The sequence below is a fragment of the Flavobacterium crassostreae genome (assembly GCF_001831475.1).
Classification (GTDB): Bacteria; Bacteroidota; Bacteroidia; order Flavobacteriales; family Flavobacteriaceae; genus Flavobacterium; species Flavobacterium crassostreae.
In genome coordinates, this window is record NZ_CP017688.1 from 401577 (window position 1) to 426858 (window position 25282).

The 25282-nt window shown below is 37.4% G+C and carries 22 protein-coding genes and 1 riboswitch; of the genes, 9 read left to right on the forward strand and 13 right to left on the reverse strand.

Annotated elements, in window-relative coordinates; all coding sequences use genetic code 11:
* The first annotated feature begins 1 nt into the window (after position 1).
* From LB076_RS01805 to LB076_RS01815, 3 genes are all read left to right on the forward strand, one after another.
* On the forward strand, positions 2-934 hold the full coding sequence (locus tag LB076_RS01805; RefSeq protein ID WP_066335228.1) for a PstS family phosphate ABC transporter substrate-binding protein: 933 nt from the start codon (positions 2-4) through the stop codon (positions 932-934).
* A gap of 16 nt (positions 935-950) precedes the next feature.
* Positions 951-2618, forward strand: a complete 1668-nt coding sequence (locus LB076_RS01810; protein WP_066335474.1) for a tetratricopeptide repeat protein — start codon at positions 951-953, stop codon at positions 2616-2618.
* A 130-nt stretch (positions 2619-2748) separates the two neighbouring features.
* Positions 2749-3381 (forward strand): 7-carboxy-7-deazaguanine synthase QueE, encoded by a 633-nt coding sequence (locus LB076_RS01815; RefSeq protein WP_066335230.1) that lies wholly within the window; start codon positions 2749-2751, stop codon positions 3379-3381.
* Between the two features lie 201 nt (positions 3382-3582).
* Here the strand turns inward: LB076_RS01815 and gldA are convergent, their stop codons facing one another.
* Positions 3583-4479: a gliding motility-associated ABC transporter ATP-binding subunit GldA gene (gene gldA / locus LB076_RS01820; RefSeq protein ID WP_066335231.1), complete on the reverse strand. Its 897-nt coding sequence runs from the start codon at positions 4477-4479 to the stop codon at positions 3583-3585.
* Positions 4480-4922: 443 nt separating this feature from the next.
* On the opposite strand from gldA, the gene LB076_RS01825 reads away from it, so the two are divergent.
* From LB076_RS01825 to dtd, 6 genes are all read left to right on the forward strand, one after another.
* Positions 4923-5750 carry a prephenate dehydratase gene (locus LB076_RS01825; RefSeq protein WP_066335232.1) on the forward strand — a complete coding sequence of 276 codons (828 nt, stop codon included), beginning with the start codon at positions 4923-4925 and terminating at the stop codon, positions 5748-5750.
* Positions 5751-5840: 90 nt separating this feature from the next.
* Positions 5841-6989 (forward strand): pyridoxal phosphate-dependent aminotransferase, encoded by a 1149-nt coding sequence (locus LB076_RS01830; RefSeq protein ID WP_066335233.1) that lies wholly within the window; start codon positions 5841-5843, stop codon positions 6987-6989.
* Entirely contained in the window at positions 6990-7847 is an 858-nt protein-coding gene (locus LB076_RS01835; RefSeq protein ID WP_066335234.1) for a prephenate dehydrogenase, read from the forward strand.
* 79 nt (positions 7848-7926) lie between these two features.
* Complete coding sequence (locus tag LB076_RS01840) at positions 7927-9009, forward strand: bifunctional 3-deoxy-7-phosphoheptulonate synthase/chorismate mutase type II (RefSeq protein WP_066335236.1); 1083 nt, start codon at positions 7927-7929, stop codon at positions 9007-9009.
* A 132-nt stretch (positions 9010-9141) separates the two neighbouring features.
* The gene (gene rsgA, locus LB076_RS01845; RefSeq protein ID WP_066335239.1) at positions 9142-10122 is read left to right on the forward strand and encodes a ribosome small subunit-dependent GTPase A; all 981 of its coding nucleotides are present in this window, start codon (positions 9142-9144) and stop codon (positions 10120-10122) included.
* Entirely contained in the window at positions 10119-10571 is a 453-nt protein-coding gene (gene dtd, locus LB076_RS01850; protein WP_066335241.1) for a D-aminoacyl-tRNA deacylase, read from the forward strand. Before rsgA ends, dtd begins: the two co-directional genes overlap by 4 nt.
* Before the next feature lie 77 nt (positions 10572-10648).
* Here dtd and LB076_RS01855 read toward each other — a convergent pair whose 3' ends face one another.
* From LB076_RS01855 to cysD, 12 genes are all read right to left on the reverse strand, one after another.
* Positions 10649-11278 (reverse strand): hypothetical protein, encoded by a 630-nt coding sequence (locus LB076_RS01855; protein ID WP_066335243.1) that lies wholly within the window; start codon positions 11276-11278, stop codon positions 10649-10651.
* A 147-nt stretch (positions 11279-11425) separates the two neighbouring features.
* Entirely contained in the window at positions 11426-12382 is a 957-nt protein-coding gene (metF, locus tag LB076_RS01860; RefSeq protein ID WP_066335246.1) for a methylenetetrahydrofolate reductase [NAD(P)H], read from the reverse strand.
* A 79-nt stretch (positions 12383-12461) separates the two neighbouring features.
* Positions 12462-15143, reverse strand: coding sequence for a methionine synthase (gene metH, locus LB076_RS01865; RefSeq protein WP_066335248.1), 2682 nt, complete (start codon positions 15141-15143; stop codon positions 12462-12464).
* Positions 15144-15399: 256 nt separating this feature from the next.
* Positions 15400-15783, reverse strand: a complete 384-nt coding sequence (locus LB076_RS01870; RefSeq protein WP_066335251.1) for a hypothetical protein — start codon at positions 15781-15783, stop codon at positions 15400-15402.
* Positions 15784-15836: 53 nt separating this feature from the next.
* Positions 15837-16784 (reverse strand): homocysteine S-methyltransferase family protein, encoded by a 948-nt coding sequence (locus LB076_RS01875; RefSeq protein ID WP_232505677.1) that lies wholly within the window; start codon positions 16782-16784, stop codon positions 15837-15839.
* Between the two features lie 341 nt (positions 16785-17125).
* Positions 17126-17244, reverse strand: a riboswitch (SAM riboswitch).
* Between the two features lie 92 nt (positions 17245-17336).
* Positions 17337-18389, reverse strand: coding sequence for an NAD(P)/FAD-dependent oxidoreductase (locus tag LB076_RS01880; RefSeq protein ID WP_066335256.1), 1053 nt, complete (start codon positions 18387-18389; stop codon positions 17337-17339).
* A 278-nt stretch (positions 18390-18667) separates the two neighbouring features.
* Entirely contained in the window at positions 18668-19243 is a 576-nt protein-coding gene (locus LB076_RS01885) for a precorrin-2 dehydrogenase/sirohydrochlorin ferrochelatase family protein (RefSeq protein WP_066335257.1), read from the reverse strand.
* On the reverse strand, positions 19230-20024 hold the full coding sequence (cobA, locus tag LB076_RS01890; protein WP_066335259.1) for a uroporphyrinogen-III C-methyltransferase: 795 nt from the start codon (positions 20022-20024) through the stop codon (positions 19230-19232). The genes LB076_RS01885 and cobA overlap by 14 nt, the downstream gene beginning before the upstream one ends.
* A complete protein-coding gene (locus tag LB076_RS01895) occupies positions 20017-22107 on the reverse strand; it encodes a HEPN domain-containing protein (protein WP_066335261.1) in 2091 nt (696 codons plus the stop codon). The genes cobA and LB076_RS01895 overlap by 8 nt, the downstream gene beginning before the upstream one ends.
* A gap of 109 nt (positions 22108-22216) precedes the next feature.
* Complete coding sequence (locus LB076_RS01900) at positions 22217-23461, reverse strand: sulfate adenylyltransferase subunit 1 (RefSeq protein WP_066335266.1); 1245 nt, start codon at positions 23459-23461, stop codon at positions 22217-22219.
* 101 nt (positions 23462-23562) lie between these two features.
* Complete coding sequence (locus LB076_RS01905; protein ID WP_066335269.1) at positions 23563-24294, reverse strand: DUF2490 domain-containing protein; 732 nt, start codon at positions 24292-24294, stop codon at positions 23563-23565.
* A 1-nt stretch (position 24295) separates the two neighbouring features.
* The gene (cysD, locus tag LB076_RS01910; RefSeq protein WP_066335272.1) at positions 24296-25195 is read right to left on the reverse strand and encodes a sulfate adenylyltransferase subunit CysD; all 900 of its coding nucleotides are present in this window, start codon (positions 25193-25195) and stop codon (positions 24296-24298) included.
* Positions 25196-25282: the final 87 nt, after the last annotated feature.

A 25282-nucleotide genomic window follows, 5' to 3' on the forward strand; every position in this document is an offset into this window, starting at 1 on the left:
CATGAAAAAAATTAGAACGCTATCTTATCTGACTTTTTTGCTGCTATTTACTATTATTTTTGCCTGCAAGAATGATTCTAAAGCCAATAAAGAAACGGTTATAAAAGGCCGTACTACCATTTTAGTAGATGCCTCTTTTCAGCCTATTATAGAGGATCAAATTGCGATCTTTGAAAGTAAGTATGATGCAAAAATTGCCATGACTGCAAAATCAGAGAAAGAGATTGTACATGATTTTCTTAATGATTCCACTGGTATTGCCATTTTGTCTAGAACTTTAAACGAAAACGAGTTAAAAAACTTCAAGTTAAAAAAGATTATCCCCAAAATAACCAAAATTGGAACCGATGCAATTGCATTTATAACCCACCAAAATAGTCAAGATACTCTAATTGCACTACAAGACGTAGTGGATTTTATGAATGGTAAAAAGGGAACTAAAATCCAGGGATTGGTGTTTGACAATCCCAATTCTAGCACTGCTCGTTATATTAACCAATTATCTGGTTTGCAAGACTTTCCTGACACTGGAGTATTTTCGTTCAATACAAATGAAGACGTTATAAAATTTGTTTCGGAAAACGAAGGAATGATTGGCATTGTTGGTCTAAATTGGCTATACCAACCTAGCCCTACAGGAAGAGAATATACACAAAAAGTAAAAACACTTTCTGTAAAAGACATAAACGGTACTAAATATATCTCGCCTAGCCAAAATAATCTTGCTGAAGAAACCTACCCTTTGGCACGTGATTTGTATATAATAAATTGTCAAGGTCGTAGCGGATTAGGAATGGGCTTTGCTTCATTTGTCTCTGGAGACATTGGACAAAGAATTATTTTAAAATCTGGATTGTACCCAGTACGCACACCAGGACGTAAAATTATATTTAAAAACAACTCGCAAAACAAAAATGAAAATGAAAATGAATAAATCAAATATAGTTACAATGAATAAATTTAAAATTCTAGGAGTTGCCTTTTTGGCCGGAATGACCGTGAGTCAGGCACAAAGCATTGATCAAGCCAAAAAAGAAATTGACGCCGAAAAATACCAAGATGCAAAAACAACCTTAAAATCAATCGTTAAATCCGACCCATCAGAAGGTAAAGCATTCTTTCTTTTAGGAAATGTCTACTTGTATCAAAATGTTGCAGACTCTGCCAAAATAACCTATACCAACGGTCTAACTGCCAAGAAAGATGCCCATTTCAACTATATTGGTCTCGGACAATTGGATTTAAATAATGCAAAAAATGCAGCAGCCAAGACCAATTTTGACTTAGCTATAAAAGAAAAAAGAAAAAAAGATTTTGAAGAGTACCAATATGTTGCAAGAGCATATATGAACGCTACAAAACCGGACTATAAAAATGCCTTAGCTACTTTAAAACTAGCTAAAGAAAGAAATGGAGAGGAGCCTCAAATTCTTTTAGCACTTGGAGATGCACATTATGGAGACAAAAATCAAAACGAAGCCTACTCTGCATACCGGAATGCTTACCAAGCAGACAACAGCTTAATTAGAGCTAAGGTACAGTTAGGAGTACTCTTAAAAGGAGCTAAAGCATATACCGAAGCAGTGAATGCATATAATGAAGTACTGGCTACAAATCCAAATTATGGTCCATTGTATCGTGAATTAGCCGAAACATATTACCTATGGGGATTAAATGTACCGGGAAGACAAGATGAGTATTTAAAAAAAGCACTCGGGTATTATGAAAAATACATGGATTTAACCGATTACTCCTTAGCATCGCGTATGCGCCATGCAGATTTTTTAATCTTAGCTAAAGATTACAAAGCCCTAGAAATAGAGGCTAACAAAATGAAGGAGTTAGACAAAGTAAATCCACGTATCTTCCGATATTTAGGATATTCTGCTTATCAAAACGGCAATGTAGATCTTGCAATCCAATCTTTGGAAGATTTTACTGCTAATCCTGACAACAAGATCATCAACTTAGATTACTTATATTTAGGACTTTCTAAAATAAAAAAAGGAACTAATGCAGACGGAACAGCCATTGACCCAGTTCTGTTTGAAAAAGGAGTTGCTAACATCCAAAAAGCAGTTGCTCTCGAAAAATCAGTTACCAATGAATTAGGAGAAGTAGGTAAAGATCTATATGAAAAGAAATTATACAAAGAAGCTGCAGCTATTTTAGAAATTGCTACTTCAAATCCGGAAACAAACGGGTTTTTGTATGACAATTATTATTTAGGAAACGCTATCTATTTTGATAATGCTGCAGCTGGTGCCGCTAAAGACACTGTTGCACTTAAAAAAGCAGATATTGCTTACGGAAATGTAATTAAAGCATCTCCAGATACGCAAGATGTGTACCTTTCGCGCGCTAGAACAAACAGCCTATTGGAAGACGACAAAGCAATGATTATGTATTACCAACAATATATTGATATTGTAACCAAAAAAGGCCCTGAAGAACTAGCAAAACCTTCTGTTCAATCTAAACTTGTGGAATGCTATAACACTATGGCTGCAGGATACGCTAATTTTGACAAAGCAAAAGCAAAAGAATTTTTTGCCAAAACTTTAACTATTGACCCTACAAATGCTTACGCAACACAATCGTTAAAAATTCTTAAATAAGAACCCATTTATTTTATGGATACCAACCCAATAGTTCTGAACTATTGGGTTTTTTTTGTAAAAATAACTCCCTACTTAGTTTTAATGAAGTCCTATTTTAATTAGTATCTTTGCACTTTAAATTAAAAAAATGCTATCAAAAGAAATACAGTTAGAAGTAAACAAAGGAGCTATGCTGCCCTTAATGGAAGAGTTTTACACCATTCAAGGCGAAGGTTACCATACCGGAACAGCGGCCTATTTTATACGAATTGGCGGATGTGACGTTGGTTGCCATTGGTGTGACGTAAAAGAAAGTTGGAATGCAGAACTACATCCTCCAACAGCAGTAGATTTGATCGTAAACAATGCTAGCAAGTATGCCGAAACTGTTGTTATAACTGGCGGCGAGCCCTTAATGTGGGATATGTCTTTACTTACTAGTAAATTAAAACAAAACAACCGAAAGGTACACATAGAAACTTCGGGGGCATACCCATTATCTGGCACCTGGGATTGGATTTGTCTTTCTCCCAAAAAAAATAAGCTTCCTACAGAGACCGTTTATCAAAATGCGCAGGAACTAAAGGTGATCATTCACAACAAACATGATTTTATTTTTGCCGAAGAGCAGGCAGAATTGGTCCAAAAAAATGCCATTTTGTTTCTACAACCAGAATGGAGCAAAAAAGAGGAAATGACCCCACTCATTGTAGATTATGTGATGAAACATCCTAAATGGAGAGTTTCTTTGCAAACGCATAAGTATTTAAATATTCCGTAAGAGTCGGTTTACTATCCTACTGTTTCGCCTTGCTTTGATCGCTTTTTTTTAATTTCTTTATAAACAAAAAAAGTTTATTGAATTGCATTTCAATAAACTTTTCGGATTGGGTTTGTATGGTTTTTAAACCTAGTACCATACCTAATTTTAGGCTCGTAACTAATTCCAATTACAGATTCTTTTAGGTACGGTTAGCACCTATTATTTGGTGATTTCTCTAAATATAGCTTCAAGGTTTTTGTTTTTTTGGTTTAATTGTAGTGTTTTTAAGCCATTTGCTGTTGCAAAATCAAACACGCTAGGACGCATATCTTGATTTGTTTTAAAAACGAGCTCCCAAGTTGTGTCATGGGTGTTTATAAAACTGACGAGATGCGGGATTTTGGCCACTGCTTGTTCTTCGATTTTGTAATCAAACGCAACCTCAATTACTTGTTCTTGGTTTTCAGCAATTAAAGAGTCTAGTTTTTTGTCGGCCACAATTTTTCCTTTATGGATAATAAGTACCCGATCACAAATAGCCTCTACCTCTTGCATGATATGTGTGGACAGAAACACCGTTTTGTCTTTTCCAACATTTTTAATTGTGTTTCTAATTTCAATTAACTGGTTTGGATCTAAACCAGTGGTAGGCTCGTCTAGAATTAAAACATCTGGATTGTGTAGTAACGCATTGGCAAGACCAACACGCTGACGGTAGCCCTTAGAGAGTTGACTAATTTTTTTATGACTTTGGGTCGTCAATCCCGTTAGGGCGATTACCTCATCGATTCTGGATTTGGGCACATCATACACCTTAGCATTGAACGCAAGATATTCTCTCACATACAAATCCAAGTACAGGGGGTTATGCTCTGGCAGATAGCCAATAGAGCGTTGTACGGCTTTAGGATTGCTAACTACGTTTTGCCCGTTTATAAAAGCAGTACCCGAATCTGCGGCAAGATAAGTGGTTAGTATCTTCATTAAAGTAGATTTTCCGGCACCGTTAGGCCCCAAGAAACCTACAATTTCTCCTTTCTGAACAGAAAACGAAATACTATCTAGCGCCAATTGCGCTCCGTAACTTTTTGAAATAGCTGTAACTTCTATGGACATGATGAATTATTTGTAGCAAAAGTAAACAGAAAACGGTTGATTTATTATTTTTTTGGCTTCAAAGTTTGCAAACTAAAGGCCAAATAAAAAATTTAGGGATGGTGTTTTATTTTTTTTGGAAGTAAGCAACCAAAATGGATGCTGTAATAAAAAATAATTACCTGATTTTTTTATTTATTATGTAATTTAAAACCAGTTTTTTAGAGAATTCTTTGTAACGGAATTAAAAACGTAATTTTTTTTTGGTGGACTAAAAATAATTTATATATTCGCATAGTAATCAACAACCAAATCATGCTAAGCATTCGATTTTATTTTAGCAACACGTATTACTTTTTCTGGAAACAGGATAGGGATTGTTGTATGGTTATTTAATTAAAAAAATTAAATTTAAATTATAAATATACAGTCCTGATGAAAATCAGGATTTTTTTTTGGAATAAATGGAAATAAAAATTGCAATACAAGGAATTAAAGGTTCTTTTCATCATCAGGTGGCTCAAGAATATTTTGACGAATCGGTTTTAATTGAAGCGTGTTTGTCTTTTGAAGAATTGGTAGATAGTTTGCTCTCTGGAAGAGCAACCCAAGCGGTTATGGCTATAGAAAATTCTATTGCAGGTCCCATTATTCCTAATTATGCCTTGATTGACAAAAACAATTTGCACATTATTGGAGAGCATTATTTGCGTATACACCAAAATCTAATGGCATTACCGGGTCAAAAAATAGAAGACATTACCGAGGTACATTCGCACCCGATGGCATTACTTCAATGTATGGATTTTTTAAAAAAACATCCGCATATTAAAATTGTAGAAGACAAAGATACTGCCGAAACAGCACGCAGAATTGAACAAAACAAGCTAAAAGGCATCGCAGCCATAGCCAGTAAGACTGCCGCAAAGATGTATAATTTAGACATCTTGGCTCCAGAGATCCAGACCATCAATGACAACATGACTCGGTTTGTGATACTTACCAAAGAAACTATTTTGGAAGCTCCAGAAGCAATCAATAGAGCTTCTTTAAAGTTTGAACTAGACCACAAGCGCGGTAGCCTTGCTGCAGTATTGAACGTAATGAGTGATTGCAACATGAATTTAACCAAGATACAATCCTTACCAAAAATAGAAACTCCGTGGAAATATTCTTTTTTTGTAGACGTTACTTTTGAACAGTATAGTGATTACCAAAAAACCAAATCTTTGGTAGAAATCATGGCCGAATATTTTAAAGTTTTAGGAGAATATAAAAACACTAAACCCTAGATTTAAAAAAACAAAAACCTAGCAACAGTACCCACAATAATCGTTTTTTCTTAAATTTAAAACCTTAAGGATTACCCACAAAAAAACATCATGATTAAAGCAGCAAAACGTTTAGATACCGTACAAGAATATTATTTTTCTTCCAAATTAAGAGAAGTTAGACAATTAGCCTCAGAGGGAAAAGCAATCATCAATATGGGTATTGGTAGCCCCGATCTTAACCCATCGCCCGAAGTAATTGCAGCCATACAAGCAGCCGTAAATGACGAAAACGCACACCAATACCAAAGCTACCAAGGGCTACCGGAACTGCGTCAAGGCATGGCTGATTTTTATAAAAACAACTATGGAGCAACCATTAATCCGCAAACAGAAATTTTGCCATTAATGGGATCCAAAGAAGGTATTATGCATATTTCTTTGGCTTTTTTGAACGAAGGAGACCAAGTCTTAATACCCAATCCGGGATATCCAACCTATACCTCCGTGACCAATTTAGTGGGCGCCGTTCCGTTATATTATGATTTGAAAGAAGAAACTAATTGGGAACCTGATTTTGAAGCTCTAGAAAAATTGGATTTATCTAAAGTAAAAATCATGTGGATGGGCTATCCGCATATGCCTACCGGTGCAAGAGGAAGTATTGCTTTATTTGAAAAATTAGTTGCTTTTGCCCACAAGCACGAACTATTATTGATCAATGACAATCCCTATAGTTTTGTTTTAAATGACAAGCCAATGAGTTTATTGCAAGTCCCTGGCGCAAAAGAAGTCGCTTTAGAGCTTAATTCTTTAAGCAAGACATTCAATATGGCAGGTTGGCGAGTAGGAATGGTCTTAGGAAATGCCGAAGCCATCGAAGCTATTTTAAAAGTCAAGAGCAATATGGATAGTGGTATGTTTTATGGCGTACAAAAAGGAGCTGTTGCAGCGCTTAACTGTGACCAATCTTGGTTTGAGGCACAAAATGCAATCTACAAAAAAAGAAGAGCCCTTACCGAAAAACTTGCTGAAAAACTGAATTGTAAAGTATACAAAGAAGGCGTAGGCTTATTTGTATGGGCAAAGTTACCCGAATCAATAGCCTCTGCAGAAGCATTTATAGACACCATTTTGTATGACAAGCATCTATTTATCACCCCAGGCACTATTTTTGGTAGTAATGGAGAAGGCTACATCCGTTTTTCGTTGTGTGTAGAAGAGAGTAAAGTACAAGAAGCAATTGATAGATTTAATTAAATGAACATATATATAATTGGAATAGGGCTAATTGGTGGATCTATGGGGCTGGATATCAAAACCGTGCACCCAGAAGCAACCGTTTATGGTATAGATACCAACCCAAAACACGTAGAAGAAGCCCTTGCACTAGGAGTGATTGATCACGAAGGTAAGATGGCAGATTTGGCAACGGCAGATTTTGTAATAGTTTCTGTACCTGTAGATGTCGCTTTAACCATTTTGCCAGAAGTTTTAGACCAAATCGGCCCCGAAACCATCGTATTTGAGGTAGGATCTACCAAAAATCCGGTTTGCGAAGTGGTAAGCAACCATCCAAAAAGAAGAAATTTTATAGCAACACATCCTATTGCTGGAACCGAATTTTCAGGACCATCCGCAGCAATTAAAGGCCTGTACCAAGGCAAAACAAATATTATTTGTGAAGTAGAACGAACAGCCTTTAAATTACAAGAAAAAGCGTTGGATTTATTCAAAGCCATCGGAATGCGTATTCGGTACATGGACCCAAAATCCCATGATAAACATATTGCCTATGTATCGCATTTATCGCACATAAGTGCATTTATGTTAGGCAAAACCGTAATTAACAAAGAAAAACACGAACAAGATATTTTTGACATGGCAGGTTCTGGTTTTGAAAGTACGGTACGTCTGGCCAAAAGTTCGCCAGCAATGTGGACTCCTATTTTTAAACAAAACAAAGCGCAAGTTGTAGAAACATTAGAAGAATACATCTCTAACTTAAATCAATTTAAAGAATTGTTGGTACAAGAAGATTACCAAGCTATTTTTGAAGAAATGGAAAGCGTCAACAAAATAAAAGAAATATTAAATGGAATGCATCCCAAAAAATAGTCCTTTTGTATCTTATAAAATTATCCCTAAATAACAACCGAATAAAAACAATAAAGTAAAAATTAGAAAACTAAAAAAGATGGAAAACAAGAAAGAAATGAGAAATTGGTTGCAAGAATTTAATTTAAACCATCCATTTGTAATCGCTGGACCTTGTAGTGCCGAAACCGAAGAGCAAGTTCTAAAAATTGCTCATGAGTTAAAAGATTCTGATGTTAGTGTTTTTAGAGCTGGTATCTGGAAACCTAGAACCCGTCCCGGAGGTTTTGAAGGAGTAGGAGAAATAGGCTTAAAATGGTTAAAAAAAGCAAAAGAAGAAACTGGATTGCTAATGGGTACTGAAGTAGCCAATGCTGCACACGTAAAATTAGCTTTAGAATATGATATAGATGTATTGTGGATTGGTGCCAGAACAACAGTTAACCCATTTGCAATGCAAGAACTTGCAGACGCCCTAAAAGGTACCAAAAAAATTGTATTGGTAAAAAACCCCGTTAATCCAGACTTGGCCTTATGGTTGGGTGGTGTAGAACGTTTGTACAATGCCGGAATTGAAAAATTAGGGGTAATACACCGAGGTTTTTCAACCTACGACAAAACCAAATACAGAAACATCCCAGAATGGCAAATAGCAATTGAACTACAAAATAAATTTCCAGATTTGCCGCTAATTATAGATCCATCGCACATTACCGGAAATCGCGAAATGATCCTTGAAGTAACCCAAGAAGCATTGGATTTAAATTATGACGGAATGATCATTGAAACCCATACCGACCCAGATAACGCTTGGAGTGATGCAGCACAACAAGTAACCCCAACAGCTTTAAAACAAATTTTTAAAGACCTAAAAGTCCGCAAATTAAACGATGCTTCGGATGAGTTTACGCAAAAAATGTCTAAATTAAGAGCAAATATTGACGTACTAGATGCTACCTTATTAGAATTATTAGGCAAACGAATGAAAGTGGCAGACGAAATTGGTTTGGTTAAAAAAGGAGCCAATGTTGCCGTACTTCAAAATTCTCGTTGGAACGAAATCCTTGGAAAAATGATCCTTGAAGGAGAGAAAAAAGGACTAACAGAAGAGTTTATCTTAAAAATGTTCAAAGCCATACACCAAGAAAGTATTGGGCACCAAGACAAAATATTAAACGCTTAGTTACAACAACTTTGGCATTAGGCAATAACTCCGTACCTTGTTTTGAGGTTACGGAGTTTTTTTTGTTAAAGATGGTATTAAAAACTTTGCCGTTTCAAGTTCAAACTTCCAACAAAGTTTTACCTTTGCACCATGACAGGAATCGTTTATAAATCTACAGGAAGCTGGTATACCGTAAAATCGGAACAAGGAGATTTCATGGAGTGCAGAATGAAAGGGAAGTTTCGAATTAAAGGAATTAAAAGCACCAACCCTATTGCCGTAGGAGATGTGGTGGATTATCAATTAGAAGAAACCTCCGACACCGTTACAGGAACTATTTTTAACATTCACGACCGAAAAAATTATATTGTTCGTAAATCCGTTAATCTATCCCATCAGATGCACATTATTGCATCCAACATAGACCGGGTATTTTTGTTAATTACCGTCTCCAATCCCCCAACTACATTCAACTTTATTGACCGTTTTTTGATTACTGCTGAGGCCTATGGTATTGAAACCGTTTTGGTTTTTAACAAAATAGACACTTTGGATTCTGTAACACTAGACGAGCAGTTGTACATGCAACACGTGTACCAACAAATTGGGTATACTTGCTTGCGTGTTTCCTCAACAGAACACCAAGGTATTGAAGCCCTAAAAGAATTAATGCTTGGCAAAGTATCCATGTTTTCAGGACACTCTGGCGTAGGAAAATCAACCTTGGTAAATGCCTTAGAACCTTCTTTGCATTTAAAAACAAAAAACATATCCGAAGCCAGTAAACAAGGCCAGCATACCACTACTTTTGCTGAAATGTATGACTTATCTTTTGACGCCCGAATTATTGACACTCCAGGCATAAAAGGCTTTGGAATGGTAGATATGGAACCCGCAGAAATAAGCGGTTATTTTCCGGAGTTTTTTAAACTCAAAGACCACTGCAAATTCAACAATTGTTTGCACAAAGAAGAGCCCAAATGTGCGGTAAAAGCAGCTTTAGAGAAAGACGAAATTGCTTGGTCTCGTTACAATAGTTATCTAAAAATATTAGAAGGAGACGAAGAACATTATCGTACAGATATTTATACAGAAGACAGAGCCGAAAGTGATAAAACCAGAGGGCTATGAGAGTAGTTATACAGCGCGTTTTGTCCGCATCTGTAACCATTGAAGGAAAAACTATAGCCCAAATACAGAGAGGATTATTGCTCTTGGTAGGAATTGAAAACACAGACACCCCTGAGGATAGCGCCTGGTTGGTTTCAAAAATTTCTAAAATGCGTATTTTTGAAGATTCAAACAAAGTCATGAATCTATCCCTACAAGACATTGCAGCAGAGGTATTGATCGTGAGTCAATTTACACTACATGCTGCTACCAAAAAAGGAAACCGTCCTTCGTATATTAAGGCCGCAAAACCCGAAATTTCTATACCGTTGTACGAAGATTTTGTACAGCAATTTCAAAAGGAATTAAAAAACAACGTACAAACCGGAAAATTTGGAGCAGACATGCAAGTAGCTCTCTTAAATGATGGCCCAGTAACGCTACTTATGGATAGCAAAAACAGAGAATAGCACCATTGAACAAGCATTTAACTCATGCTTTTGCATGGTTACAGTCTTTTAAAACGCCTTTTGCATACCGTAATTCTTTAATTTTTGGGCAACGGTGCGCCTACTGCTAAGTCACATCGATGGTTTTTTTGGCCATGAGCAGGATTATTCTCTGCAGAAATTGCTGTTGTGCTCGTGTTGGTTGCTAAAACAGAAGGCACAGCTTGCGTGACGTTGATTTGCTTAGACACAGATCCAACTGTTTGTGTAGGACTAGCCACTACTTTGGATGATAAAGAACCCAAAGGCGCTCCCACCGCTATATCACAGCGATGGTTTTTTTGACCATGAGCAGGATTTATTCCATCCGCTTTAGACGGTTTAGTCTCCGCCAAGACAACTTCGTGTTTTGATGTTGGATTTGGTGCTGTTGGATTTGGAACCGCATCTAAAGGCGCTCCCACCGCTATATCACACCGATGGTTAGCAGCTCCATGTGCAGGGTTATTATTTCCAGACACTACGCTGGCTTGTGCAGGAGTATTTTTAGAAAATAAATTATGATTCCCAGAAGTCACCTCCGAAGCATTACTGTTGTTTGCTATAGTTGCTTGTTGCGTAAAAGGCAACACGGCATTAGAACGCTCTTTGTTGGTTTCTTTATTTTCATTTTTACAAGAAACTGTAGTAATTAGTAGTAGTAAAAAAATACGGTGATAATATTTCATGTCCAGATGGTTTTTATTGATAAACTCAAAGATAGGGTTTTAAAAATTAAGCATCCATTACTACAATAGCAATCTAAATAACAAGATAAGATGTTTTAAACAAGCGCACCAAAAGCAATCTAGTGGCGCGCTAAAACAGGATGCGTTTTAAAAAACCTGATGCGCTATTTGCCTTATATTTTCCGACTTACCCATAGAATAGTAATGCAAAACAGGTACTCCAGCAGCTTTTAACTCTAAAGATTGCTGAACAGCCCATTCTATACCCACTTGCCTTATAGCTTGGCTAGTCTTACAATCTGCTACTGCTTGTATTAAATCTTCGGGTAAATCAATACGGAAAATTTGTGGCAAAATTTGCAAATGCCTCTCTATAGCAAGGGGCTTAATACCCGGAATAATCGGTACCGTAATACCCATGGCACGAGCTTTGGCAACAAACTCAAAATATTTGGTGTTGTCAAAAAACATTTGAGTTACCACATAATCTGCTCCAGCATCTACTTTTTCTTTTAATCTTTTTAAATCCGATATCAAAGACGGAGATTCTAGATGTTTTTCAGGGTATCCAGCTACACCAATACAAAAGTTTGCTTTATTATCTATATGCATAACCTCATGCAGGTACTTTCCTTGGTTCAATAATTTTATTTGTTGTACCAAATCTACTGCATATTTATTGCCTCCGGCTGTGGCTACAAAAGATTGCTCCTCTTTCATTGCGTCTCCGCGCAAAGCCATTACATTATTGATGCCTAAATAGTGGCAATCTACCAATAAATACTCTGTTTCTTCCTTTGTAAATCCGCCACATAGCACATGCGGAATAGTGTCCACATCGTACTTGTGTTTGATAGAAGCACAGATACCTAATGTACCTGGTCGCATTCTGGTCATTTTTTTATCTAACAAACCATTCTCTTTTTTTACATAAATAAACTCCTCTCTTGAGGTAGTTACATCTATAAACGGCGGTTTAAATTCCATCAAAGGATCAATATTATCGTATAATTCTTGAATACTTTTGCCTTTTTGGGGCGGAATAATTTCAAAAGAAAACAGCGTTTTTTCTTTTGCTTTTTCTATATGTTGGGTTACTTTCATTTTAGTGTTTTAAAGGTTGAAAGTCGAAGGTCCAAAGTCAGGCGTTTGGGCTTTATGATTTTGGACTTTACGACTGGTATTAGTCTGCTATATTTGGATTCAACCATTTCATAGCCAAATCAGTAGAGATGTTTCTGCGTTTCGCATAATCAATCACTTGGTCTTCTTTTATTTTTCCGAGTCCAAAATATTTACTTTCTGGATTTCCAAAATAATATCCCGAAACAGAGGATGCGGGCCACATTGCCATGCTTTCGGTCAAGGTTACACCAATTTGTTTCTCTACGTTTAGTAGTTTCCAAATTGTTGGTTTCTCTAAGTGATCCGGGCAGGCGGGATAGCCTGGTGCCGGACGAATTCCTTTATAATTTTCTTCAATAAGGGCTTCTTTGCTTAAAACTTCATCACAGGAATAACCCCAAATTTCTTTACGTATTTTCTCGTGCAAATATTCGGCAAATGCCTCCGCAAAACGATCCGCCAAAGCTTTGACCATAATCGAATTATAATCGTCTAAATCTTTTTCAAATTCTGCAGCCCATTGATCAACCCCAAAACCAGTTGTTACGCAAAATGCGCCCATATAATCTACTTTGCCCGAATCTTTAGGCGCAATAAAATCAGCCAATGCAATGTTTGGTGCTCCTTTTGTTTTTTGGGATTGTTGGCGTAGCGTTAAGAACGTTTGTAATGGTTTTCCATCTGCGTCTGTTAAGACAATATCATCATCATTGATTTGATTGGCAGCAAAAATTCCGTAAATTCCTTTGGCGGTTAGTTTCTTTTCTTTCAAAATAACAGCCAACATTTCGTGTGCATCCGCAAAAACCGAAGTTGCTTGCTCGCCCACTACTTCATCGGTTAAAATTGCTGGGTATTTTCCGAACAATTCCCAGGTTCTAAAAAACGGAGTCCAGTCAATATACGGCACCAAAACATCTAGTTCTACCTCAATTACTTGCTCGCCAATCACATTTGGCTTCACAGGAGTAAAATTCTGCCAGTCCAGTTGTAATTTGTTTTTACGGGCTTGCTCAATGGTCAAGAAATTTTTATCCCGAGAGCGATTTAAAAACGTTTCTCTAAACGCATCATACTCGGCTCTAATAGTACTCGCGTATATTTTTTTGTCCTTATTGAGTAAACTTCCAGCCACCGTTACGGCTCTCGAGGCATCATTAACATGCACTACGGTTTCTCTATATTGAGGCGCAATTTTTACGGCAGTATGTGCCCGAGAAGTAGTTGCGCCACCGATCATCACAGGTATTTTCATGCCACGTTTGTCCAATTCTTTGGCGAGATACACCATTTCGTCTAACGAAGGCGTAATCAAACCACTCAGTCCTATAATGTCTACCTCGTGCTCAATCGCCGCAGCAATAATTTTTTCGGGAGCTACCATTACACCAAGGTCTACAATCTCATAATTATTACAGGCTAACACCACCGAAACAATATTTTTGCCAATATCATGGACATCTCCTTTTACGGTTGCCATCAATATTTTTCCATTCCCTGATTTATCACCCGCTTGTTTACTTGCTTCAATATAAGGCAACAAATACGCCACCGCTTTTTTCATAACACGTGCCGATTTTACCACCTGTGGCAAAAACATTTTGCCTGAACCAAACAAATCACCCACCACATTCATTCCCGTCATCAAATTGATTTCAATCACTTCAATAGGTTTTGTAGCTTCGAGTCTCGCTTCTTCAACATCTAGTTCTATAAAGGCATCAATCCCCTTAACCAAAGAGTGCGTAATTCTTTCTTGCACGGTTCCTGAACGCCATTCTTGAACCGCTTTTTCATTGCTCTTTACATCTCCTTTTACATTCTCGGCAAAGTCTAGTAAGCGTTCCGTAGCATCATCGCGTCTATTTAAAATAACATCTTCAACATGCTCTAATAAATCCTTGGGGATGTCATCATAAATAGTCAACATCTCTGGGTTTACAATACCCATTGTCATTCCGTTTTGGATAGCATGGTACAAAAACACCGAGTGCATTGCTTCTCTTACCGCATCATTTCCTCTAAATGAAAACGATACGTTACTCACCCCACCACTAATGTGCGCGTGTGGCAAATTCTCTCTAACCCATTTAGTACCTCTAAAAAAATCCAAGGCATTTAAACGATGTTCTTCCATTCCGGTTGCTACCGGAAATATATTCAAATCAAAAATAATATCCTGCGCCGGAAACCCTACCTTGTTCACTAATATATCATACGAACGTTGGCAAATCTCTACTCTACGCTCATAATTATCTGCCTGTCCGACCTCGTCAAAAGCCATGATAATTGCTGCAGCTCCGTACCGTTTGATCAGCTTGGCATGATGGATAAACTGCTCCTCTCCTTCTTTTAATGAAATCGAATTTACTACACTCTTTCCTTGCACCACCTTCAATCCAGCCTCAATAATATCCCATTTAGAACTATCAATCATGATAGGCACACGGGCAATATCGGGTTCGGCAGCGATTAAATTCAAAAATTTGGTCATGGCATATTGGCCATCCAACATCCCTTCATCCATATTAATGTCAATAATCTGCGCACCTCCCTCTACTTGCTCTTTGGCAATGCTGAGTGCTTCTTCGTATTTTTCTTCTTTAATTAACCTCAAAAATTTTCTAGAACCCGTCACATTAGTACGCTCCCCAACATTCACAAACACACTATCGGGCGTTATGATTAAAGGCTCTAATCCGGCTAATACCAAGTTTTTTCTAGTTTCTACTGCTGCCATTTTTATTTTTTATTTGTCCTCCAAGTTTTCCAAAACCTTGTAGGTATCTCTTTTTAATTTGTATTATTTTGGGCGTGTCCCTCCGTAAAAACTACGGGTCGGGCTATACACTGCAAGTCCTCGCACTTCCTACGTCAGGCTGTGGGCTTTCCGCTGCTATCCCTCACGCAACCCTCCAATTGTTACTCATTTAAAATAACATTGATTTTTTTATTATTCGGGCACGGATTGCAAATCCGCGCTATCTGGATCCTAATTATTTATAAATACTAATTATACTTATACAAATACCGATAATCAGAAAAAGTACATTTACTATGTATCTAATACTTTCTTCTTTCTGCAACCAATGTTTGTTTTGCATCCATAGAAACTTATTATTTTCCCAATTGTTTAACCCAATATGAATTCCTTTAGCAGGAGACTCATTTCTCCCAAAATAGTTTAGAAAATAAACATGCTTTTTTTTATATTCTAAACAATAAATTTTGGAAAAAAAACTTTCTTTTTCTGTAAAAAGCGGATGAGAAAAACCTTCTTTAATAAATCTTCCTCGCTTAATCTCAATTGTTTCCCCCGGGAACATAATTGTTAGGTGTCCTGTATTGAACTCGTTTGATCGTAATACTTCGATTTCCATATTTTTTCAGTTTAAACAATTGTTTCAAAATAGCGATACAGTCAATCATTAATTTACATCACCGCCGTCGAAACTCTTGGTTTGTAATCCTTGGCGATATCCGCAATCAACCGGATGTGTTCCGGAGTGGTGCCACAACAACCACCAATAATGTTTACTAAATTATCGTCTAGATATTCTTTTATAAAAGCTTGTGTTTGTTCTGGAGTTTCGTCATATTCTCCAAAGGCATTGGGCAATCCTGCATTTGGATGTGCCGATACATTAAAAGTGGTGTTTTGTGACAAGGTTTGTAAATATGGTTTTAATAAATCTGCCCCAAGAGCGCAATTAAAACCGACACTCAAAAGCGGAATATGTGATACAGAAATCAAAAAAGCCTCTACGGTTTGTCCTGAAAGGGTTCGGCCTGAAGCATCTGTAATGGTTCCAGAGACCATGATCGGAATAGCAATATTGCGTTCTTCTTTTACCTCCTCGATGGCAAAAAGTGCTGCTTTGGCATTGAGCGTGTCAAAAATAGTTTCGACAAGCAATAAATCACATCCGCCATCCATTAAGGCTTCTACTTGTTGTTTGTATGCAATGCGTAAATCGTCAAATGTTACGGCTCTATATCCTGGGTCGTTTACGTCTGGTGACATGCTTGCCGTTCTGTTGGTGGGACCTATAGATCCGGCTACAAAACGAGGCTTGTCTGGGTTTTTGGCCGTAAATTGGTCGGCTACTTCCCGGGCTAGTTTTGCGGATTCGTAGTTGAGTTCATAAACGTATTCTTCCAAAAAATAGTCGGCCATACCAATGGTAGTTCCCGAAAAGGTATTGGTTTCTACAATATCTGCTCCGGCCTCAAAATAAGCGGCATGCACTGCCTTTATGGCTTCTGGTTGTGTGAGAGATAATAGGTCATTGTTGCCTTTTAGAGAATGTGGAAAATCCTTAAAACGTTGTCCTCTAAAGTCTTCTTCCGAAAAATTATAGCGTTGCAGCATGGTTCCCATCGCGCCATCCAGGATGAGTATTCTGTCTAAAAGGGCGGCTCTAATTCCTAAAGGAGAAGCTGCTGTTGTTGTTGTGTTTGTTGTGTTTGACATACCGTATGATAATTAAAATCTAGACCGTTATCTAAATGTATACTTTTGATTATTTTTTCCAAAAGTTCTCTATGGCTTCTCTTTAGCCCTGATGGTAGCGGCATCCTTTTTATTTTTTCTTTAAAAATAAAAAGATATAGCGTACAGCAGGAGGGATCTTGATGCTAATGCACAGAAGATCTGCTCTAAGAAAATAATATCGATAGGTTGTCAAGAAATGGTTGGAGAAATACGCAAGACGTATTTTTATGTTATCTATCTTAGAAACTAAAAAATTGTAGTTTAAAGTAGAATGTAGCACCTTCTTTAAAGATAAAGGGTTGCTAAGGTTTCATTGGGTCTTTCCCTCCGCCTTTCGTGATAACTTTCAATAAATATAGGAACACTGCAAAGAAAAGACAAAGCGTTAATACTCACAAGTATTAACGCTTTATTTTCTAACTTTAGTAACTTATTTTGTTACACTATTGCTTTAACGACTGCTTTGGGAGCTTCTTTACGAGTTCCGTCAAATCCGTCTACTCCAGAAACGGTGGTGTATTTCAATACGTATCGTTTGCCTGGATTGATGATTTGGTAGGCCGCTTGACACATCAATGTTGCTTCGTGAAAACCACAAAGGATCAATTTTAATTTGCCGGGATAGGTATTGACATCTCCAATGGCAAAAATTCCGGGAATATTGGTTTGGTAATCTAAGGCGTTGTTTACTTTGATGGCGTTTTTCTCTATCTCAAGTCCCCAGTTTCCAATAGGGCCTAACTTTGGTGTTAAACCAAAAAGCGGAATGAAATAATCGGTTTCGATGGTACGGGTGGCACCATTTTCCTCAATAACGATAGATTCAATGTGTTCTGCTCCGTTTAATCCTACTACCTCAGCGGGTGTAATCATGCGGATTTTGCCCGCATCTTTTAGTTCTTGTACTTTTTCTACGGAGTCTAAGGCTCCTCTAAATTCATTACGACGGTGAATCAAAGTTACCTCTGAAGCTACGTCTGTAAGAAAAATACTCCAGTCTAAGGCAGAATCGCCACCACCTGCAATCACCACTCTTTTGTCTCGGAATTCTTCTGGATCTTTGATAAAATATTTGATCCCTTTGTTTTCGTAAAAATTAATGCCGTCGATTAGTGGTTTTCTTGGTTCAAAACTACCTAAACCTCCTGCTATTGCAATTACTTTAGCATGGAATTGGGTGCCTTCGTTGGAGGTTACAATAAAGCTTCCGTCTTCTTGTTTGTCAATGGTTTCGGCTCGTTCTCCGAGTGTAAAGCCAGGTTCAAATTGTTTGATTTGTTCCATTAGATTATCTACCAAATCTCCTGCTAATACTTCTGGAAATCCCGGAATATCATAAATAGGTTTTTTGGGATATAACTCCGATAATTGACCACCTGCTTGTGGTAAAGCATCTAATATGTGGCATTTTAATTTTAATAATCCTGCTTCAAAAACGGCAAATAAACCAGTTGGACCGGCTCCTATTATAAGGATATCTGTTTCAATCATGTTCGTATTAATTAGCCCTTTAACGCCTAATCCAGGTGCAAAAGGAAAGTTTTGTTTTTATTTATATTAAGGTAATGTTCACAAATAAACTATGAATTTTGATCTTTTTCAATGATAAATATCATTCTAACTACACGGTAGCAAAATGTATTTTTTAAATTATTTTTGTTTAACGCCATCTTTGGGAGCTGCCAAATGCTTCGTGGAAGCGGTATTGGTGGTCTTTTTAGAGACCCTCTAATTAAAATCTGAGGCTCGAAAAAAAAATCTTTGCGTTTTTATTTTTTTAAGGTTTCGGTAATTTCATTCATTCGCTGTACTTTTTGTTCAAAATTTCCTTTTAGAGTCTTCCGATATTCGTTCAAGTTTTCGACCATTTTGTTGATATCTTCCGGAATTATCTCCTCAAAGAGTTCTCGCAATCTTTTGGCGGTGGTTGGCGACTTTCCGTTGGTTGAAATGGCAATCTTTACGTTTCCTTTGGTTACAATTCCTCCCAAATAATAATCGCATAAATCTGGGGTGTCTGCTATGTTACAAATTAAAAAGCGTTTTCGAGACAAATCATACACTCGTTTGTTTACTTTCCAATCATCAGTACAGGCAATGACCATATGCCGTTTGCGAAGCATCCAACGATTAAACTTTTTAGGGGTTAGCTTTACAAAAGGGTGTTTGGCCGCTAGAGCCTCTAACTCTGGCAAAAAACGCGGGGCAACTACCTCAACAACTGCATTTGGGCTGGATTTTAACAAAAAAGAAAGTTTTTCTAAACCTACATTTCCGCCTCCTACTAACAATACTTTTAGTTTATGCACTTTTAGAAACACCGGATACAATTCATTCTTTTCCATAGACTAATTGTTTGTTGTGCATGGATTTTAATTCTTTATAAAATCCTGAACTTTTTTTGTGATCTGCCACCACTTCTCCTATAACTATAATTGCTGGCGAACTTAAATTAGCGTCCCTAACAATTTGTGTAATGGTGTTTATGGTTCCAATACCGGTTTTTTCTTGTGGGGTAGTACCGTCTTGAATAATTGCAACAGGGGTTTCTCCTTTGGATTCTGCCTGAAAAATAGCCACAATTTGTTCTAACTTACTCATACCCATCAATACTACAACGGTGGCCGAAGACTGTGCTGCTAATGCAACATCTTTAGACAATTGGCGCGCCGAGGTAGTTCCGGTTATTACCCAAAAGCTCTCCGAAACCCCTCTTTTGGTCAAGGAAATTCCTTGAGACGCTGGCACTGCTATTGAAGAGGATATTCCGGGGATGACAAAGGTAGGGATTCCAAAACTCTCTACATAGCCGGTTTCTTCGCTTCCTCTACCAAATATAAACGGATCCCCACCCTTGAGCCGAACTACGTGTCCGTAAGTCAAGGCGTTATCTACAATTAGTTGGTTGATTTGATCTTGGGTATAGGCATGACTGCCTTTTCTTTTTCCAACAAAAATTTTAAGTGCCTTTTTGGGAGCATAGCACAACAATTCTTCGTTTGCTAAGGCATCGTATAAAACCACATTAGCCTCAGCAAGTGCTTTTGCGCCTTTGATGGTCAAGAGATCCGGATCCCCTGGTCCTGCTCCTACTAAAGTTACTTTGGGTTTTACTATTTTATGCATCAGCGATATCTTTGGCTCTGTAGGTTTCTATGGTCTGAAAGAAAGCAATGGCTTCTTGTATGTATTTTTGGGCAAAAACCTCCGACGGTTCGTTTTGATTGATCTGGTATACCAAGTCTTTGAAAGTGGAGTCTAGAGTGACTTTATTACTTTGGATAAAAACGGTGTCAAACAAATTGATAATTCCGGCATGGTGGTTTGTTTTTTCATTTTCTGCCAATAATAACGCTTTGGCTCCGTTTACAAAGGCTGCATAGGCTAAATAAATAGCATCTGCCCAGTTTTGATCCGCAAAGGCTTCTTGTGCAAATGTCAATTTGTCTTTGGCTTCCAAAATTAATGTGGCCACTAAGTCTATCACAACTCCAGCACACTCTCCTACTCCAACGGCTTTGACGTAATTGTCTGCGTTACCCCAATCAATAAAATCTTCTGGAGTTAAATTGGTAACGTCTGCCAAGGGTTTTAATAATTCGTAAAAATATTTTTCTCCTTGGGCATCATAATAATCTAAAAATGACGTTCCGTTTGCATTGGCTTCAAAATCATTTAAAATAAAACGCAGTGCATCCGGGCCTCTACGGCTTGGTACTTTAATTACTTTGTCTGAAAAACGTCCTTTTCCGTTTCCTAGAATCCCACCACCTAGCAATACTTGCAAAGCTGGCGCTACTAATTTTCCGGCATTGATAGACATCCCTTGAAAACCTACCGAAGACATATTGTGCTGTCCACAAGCGTTCATACAACCACTAATTTTGATCGTAATTTCGCGATTGTTTTGGTATTGCGGAAATTCTAATTTCAATACTCTCTCTAATTCTTCGGCTATACCCGTGCTGCTAGCTATACCTAGATTACAGGTATCGGTACCTGGACAAGCGGTGATGTCATTAATGGTATCATAGCCTAGGGTTACAAAATCTAACTTGGCTAATTCTTGGTAAAAGAAAGGCAGGTTTTCTTCTTTTATATTTCTGAGAACAATATTTTGTTTTAATGAAAAACGCAATTCATTGGCTCCATAATTTTTAATTAATGCTGCTAATGCTCTTGCTTTATCGGTATAAAAATCTCCCAAGAGTACTTTGATACCAATAGCAACATAACCGGCTTGTTTTTGTGCAATCACATTGGATTGTTTCCAAGCTTCAAATGCGGCTGTATCTTCGATAGTTACTTTTGGTACTTCTAATAATGTTGCTGGGATGGCAGCATCAAAAGCAGTAGTGTCAATTTCGTATGATTGGTATGACAAGGCTTTTTTCTCTTGGTCAACTAAACGTAGAAATTCATCACGACCAATATCTTTGATTAAAAATTTCATACGGGCTTTTAAACGTTTGGCTCTTTCGCCATGACGATCAAAAACTCTTAAAACTCCTTCGGTGGTTGGAATAATCTGGTTTGCCGGAATAAATTCTGACAACAATTCTGCATGGTGTGGCTGCGAACCTAATCCGCCTCCTAGCATTACTTTAAAACCACGCTCGCCGTTTACAATTTTTGGAATAAATCCTAAATCATGCAAATAACTCAAGGCAGTATCTTTGTCTGAAGAAGAGAAAGACATTTTGAATTTACGTCCCATTTCTTGACAAATAGGGTTTCTTAAGAAAAACTCAAACATGGCGTGCGCATAAGGCGACACATCAAAGGGTTCGTCCACATCTACACCTGCTAATTCACTTGCTGTGATATTACGCACGGTATTCCCACAGGCTTCACGAAGGGTGATATCGTCTTTGGCAAGGTTTGCCCAAAGTTCTGGTGTTCTATCTAGACTCACATAATGAATTTGGATATCCTGACGCGTTGTAATGTGCAAACGTCCTGTTGAATACTCATCAGAAACTTTAGTAATACGCACTAATTGCTCGCTAGTCACCTTTCCAAAAGGCAATTTGATACGAATCATTTGTACGCCTTCTTGACGTTGTCCGTACACACCACGAGCCAAACGAAGACTACGAAAACGCTCGTCATCTATTTTTCCGTCCTTAAATAATGCAATTTTTCTTTCTAAATCGATGATCTCTTTTTGAACAATCGGATTTTCTATTTCGGTTCTAAAACTTTCCATTTTAATAGGCTTTTGGCCGTGGACTAATGGCTTTTGGCATTAGTTACTGACCGTGTTTATTTGTGTGTTTTTTGTGGTTTGTTTTCAACTTTTACTAAAGACCAAAAGCTTAACGTATAAACCCTACTCCTGCTGTAGCATTGGTGGTGGCGTCAATTAAAATAAAGGCACCATTGGACTTATTATCGTTATAGGCATCAAAATAGATGGCTTTGCTTAATTTGATGCTCACTTCTCCTATTTCGTTGATTGCTAATTGAGACGCCTCGGTAGTTCCAGAAAAATCTGTAGCAATTACGTTTTTCACGCGGTCAATTTTGGCCAAAACTCTATTGGTGTTGTGTTGCACAAAATATTTTGCACCCGGAACCAGCTTTTTACTATCCATCCAACAAACTGTGGTGTGGATTTCTTTTTCGACTTTAGGCAATTCCGAGGTTTTTACAATCATGTCTCCTCGGGTTACATTGATATCGTTTTCTAATTCGATGGTCACTGAAGATCCTACGGAAGCTTCATCGAATTGTTTATCGAAAAAATGGATGTTGCTTACTTTTGATTGGGTTAAAGAAGGCAGAACAGTTACGGCATCTCCAACCTTAATACTACTGCCATACAACTTCCCTGCGTATCCTCTAAAATCATGGTACTGGTCTGTTTTAGGTCTAATAACCGTTTGTACCGGAAAACGAGCTTGCCCTTTTTCGTACACATCCGCAGGTTCTAAAGCCTCAAGATGCTCTAAAATGGTTTGTCCTTTGTACCATGGCATTGCATCTGTTTTGTCTACTACGTTATCTCCCGTCAAAGCACTCAGCGGAATGTAACTTACGTTTTGTTCTTTAAAAGTGCTTTTGGCATTTAATGCTTCAAAGTCCGCTTTAATTTTGGCATAAACTTCTTCGGAATAATCTACTAAGTCCATTTTATTAACCGCTACAATTACCTCTTTTACTCTCAATAAATTATTGATAAAAAAGTGACGGTAGGTTTGCTCAATAACTCCTTTTCGTGCATCTATCAAAATGATGGATACTTGTGAGGTTGAGGCTCCCGTTACCATGTTACGGGTATATTCTACGTGACCTGGCGTATCGGCAATAATGTAACTTTTTTTGGCTGTAGAAAAATAAATATGTGCCACATCAATGGTGATCCCTTGTTCTCTCTCGGCAACCAAACCATCTGTTGCTAAAGAAAAATCCAAATAATCGTATCCTTTTTGCTTGCTGCTTTTTTCTATCGCTTCTAATTTATCGGTGGTCAAAGATTGGGTATCGTATAATAACCTTCCTATCAAGGTGCTTTTTCCGTCATCTACACTTCCTGCTGTTGCTATTTTTAAAACTTCCATTTGTTTTTTTTGTTTACGTCCTCTTTAAAACCCCATCTAAAAGTGGGGAGTCCAAGCGGTAATTTAGTATTTTATTTATTTGCGCTCCTTAGAGGCTATTTTTATATCTTAATTTTATGAATAAAACTCATTCGTAGGATATCTCTATTGAAATAATCTACACCATTTGCTCTTTCTTGAAAACTATTTAAGTATCCTAACTCTAATGCAACTGCGGGACTTAATCCCCATTGTACAGCTGCGTAAACTCTATTTTGATCAAAGCTGCTTTTGATAATTTTGTTACCGCCATTAAGCATTATTTCATCGGATAGAATTGCTTTTAGATATTGTTTTTCTTTTTTCCAAAACGCATAATCTGCTTGGATTTGGTATCTAAATCTTAAGTAAAACGTCGTGCCATCTTCTAGCTCTAATTTACTTGAATTTGCAATAAACCGCTCTTCTATTCTATACCGATGGGTCAAATTTAGGTTCCCTAAAGGCTGTTTTAAGATTGCATCTTGCTGCAAACGATATTCTGGAATAGAAAATCCAGTTTTAGCTTCGGGATTTTGTGTTGCCACAGAAGAAAAAACAAAACCAGCTCCTAATTCTAGCTTATCTGTGATTTTGCTTCTAGCCTGAACCCTACCCACAAAGGCATTTTGCACTATTGGATTTATAAAAACCCGATTATCCATCTCTGTATGAACCGACCATTTTTTATTTAATTCTAGTTGGTTATAATAGCGCATCCAGACTAAACTTTGTTTATCTACATTTTTATGTGTTTGCGCATTTAATCCCAGACTAAAAAGAAATATAATCCAAAGGATTTTAAAGGACTTCATCCTAAAAGTAGCCTTGTTGTTTTCTTTTTTCCATCGCTGCCTCAGAACGCTTATCATCAATTCTGGCTCCTCTTTCAGAAATGGTAGAAGCTCTAATTTCGCCTACAACCTCCGAGATCGTTGCTGCATAAGAATCAACTGCTGCCGTACAACTCATATCTCCTACGGTTCTAAAACGCACAATACGTTCTTCAATTTCTTCGTTTTCTTCTTGGTAAACAAAAGGAGAATGCGACCAAATCATGCCGTCTCTCAAGAATACTTTTCGTTTGTGCGAGAAGTATATGGATGGAATTTCGATTTGTTCTTGCTCGATATAACTCCAAACATCTAATTCTGTCCAGTTGGATATAGGAAAAACACGTACGTTTTGACCGTTTTCAATTTTACCATTCAATAAATCAAACAATTCCGGACGTTGGTTTTTTTCATCCCATTGACCAAAATCATCCCGAACCGAAAAAATACGCTCTTTAGCTCTCGCTTTTTCTTCGTCACGACGTGCGCCACCAATACAAGCATCAAACTTAAATTCGTCAATTGCATCTAATAAAGTTGTGGTTTGCAGACTATTTCTACTAGAATATTTCCCAGTTTCTTCTACTACCTTACCCTCATCAATGGCATCTTGCACATTGCGAACAATCAATTCTAATCCTAATTCTTTAACCAAACGGTCTCTAAATTCTATGGTTTCCGGAAAATTGTGCCCCGTATCTATGTGCAATAACGGAAATGGTATTTTGGCCGGAAAAAATGCTTTTTGCGCTAATCGAACCAAAGTAATCGAATCTTTCCCTCCGGAGAAAAGCAATACTGGTTTATCAAATTGAGCAATCACTTCTCTAAAAATGTATATTGCTTCGCTTTCTAACGCATTTGTTTTTAATATTGAACTCATATTTTTAGTTTAAAAGTTTCCGGTTTAAAGTTTCAGGCTTACTACCTTGGAACTAAAACCCATCCACTATTTATAATTTTTTTTATT

Coding starts and splice junctions, on each gene's coding strand:
- LB076_RS01805 (WP_066335228.1), top strand. CDS start 2: ATGAAAAAAATTAGAACGCTATCTTATCTGACTTTTTTGCTGCTATTT.
- LB076_RS01810 (WP_066335474.1), top strand. CDS start 951: ATGAATAAATTTAAAATTCTAGGAGTTGCCTTTTTGGCCGGAATGACC.
- LB076_RS01815 (WP_066335230.1), top strand. CDS start 2,749: ATGCTATCAAAAGAAATACAGTTAGAAGTAAACAAAGGAGCTATGCTG.
- gldA (WP_066335231.1), bottom strand. CDS start 4,479: ATGTCCATAGAAGTTACAGCTATTTCAAAAAGTTACGGAGCGCAATTG.
- LB076_RS01825 (WP_066335232.1), top strand. CDS start 4,923: ATGGAAATAAAAATTGCAATACAAGGAATTAAAGGTTCTTTTCATCAT.
- LB076_RS01830 (WP_066335233.1), top strand. CDS start 5,841: ATGATTAAAGCAGCAAAACGTTTAGATACCGTACAAGAATATTATTTT.
- LB076_RS01835 (WP_066335234.1), top strand. CDS start 6,990: ATGAACATATATATAATTGGAATAGGGCTAATTGGTGGATCTATGGGG.
- LB076_RS01840 (WP_066335236.1), top strand. CDS start 7,927: ATGGAAAACAAGAAAGAAATGAGAAATTGGTTGCAAGAATTTAATTTA.
- rsgA (WP_066335239.1), top strand. CDS start 9,142: ATGACAGGAATCGTTTATAAATCTACAGGAAGCTGGTATACCGTAAAA.
- dtd (WP_066335241.1), top strand. CDS start 10,119: ATGAGAGTAGTTATACAGCGCGTTTTGTCCGCATCTGTAACCATTGAA.
- LB076_RS01855 (WP_066335243.1), bottom strand. CDS start 11,278: ATGAAATATTATCACCGTATTTTTTTACTACTACTAATTACTACAGTT.
- metF (WP_066335246.1), bottom strand. CDS start 12,382: ATGAAAGTAACCCAACATATAGAAAAAGCAAAAGAAAAAACGCTGTTT.
- metH (WP_066335248.1), bottom strand. CDS start 15,143: ATGGCAGCAGTAGAAACTAGAAAAAACTTGGTATTAGCCGGATTAGAG.
- LB076_RS01870 (WP_066335251.1), bottom strand. CDS start 15,783: ATGGAAATCGAAGTATTACGATCAAACGAGTTCAATACAGGACACCTA.
- LB076_RS01875 (WP_232505677.1), bottom strand. CDS start 16,784: ATGGGAACCATGCTGCAACGCTATAATTTTTCGGAAGAAGACTTTAGA.
- LB076_RS01880 (WP_066335256.1), bottom strand. CDS start 18,389: ATGATTGAAACAGATATCCTTATAATAGGAGCCGGTCCAACTGGTTTA.
- LB076_RS01885 (WP_066335257.1), bottom strand. CDS start 19,243: ATGGAAAAGAATGAATTGTATCCGGTGTTTCTAAAAGTGCATAAACTA.
- cobA (WP_066335259.1), bottom strand. CDS start 20,024: ATGCATAAAATAGTAAAACCCAAAGTAACTTTAGTAGGAGCAGGACCA.
- LB076_RS01895 (WP_066335261.1), bottom strand. CDS start 22,107: ATGGAAAGTTTTAGAACCGAAATAGAAAATCCGATTGTTCAAAAAGAG.
- LB076_RS01900 (WP_066335266.1), bottom strand. CDS start 23,461: ATGGAAGTTTTAAAAATAGCAACAGCAGGAAGTGTAGATGACGGAAAA.
- LB076_RS01905 (WP_066335269.1), bottom strand. CDS start 24,294: ATGAAGTCCTTTAAAATCCTTTGGATTATATTTCTTTTTAGTCTGGGA.
- cysD (WP_066335272.1), bottom strand. CDS start 25,195: ATGAGTTCAATATTAAAAACAAATGCGTTAGAAAGCGAAGCAATATAC.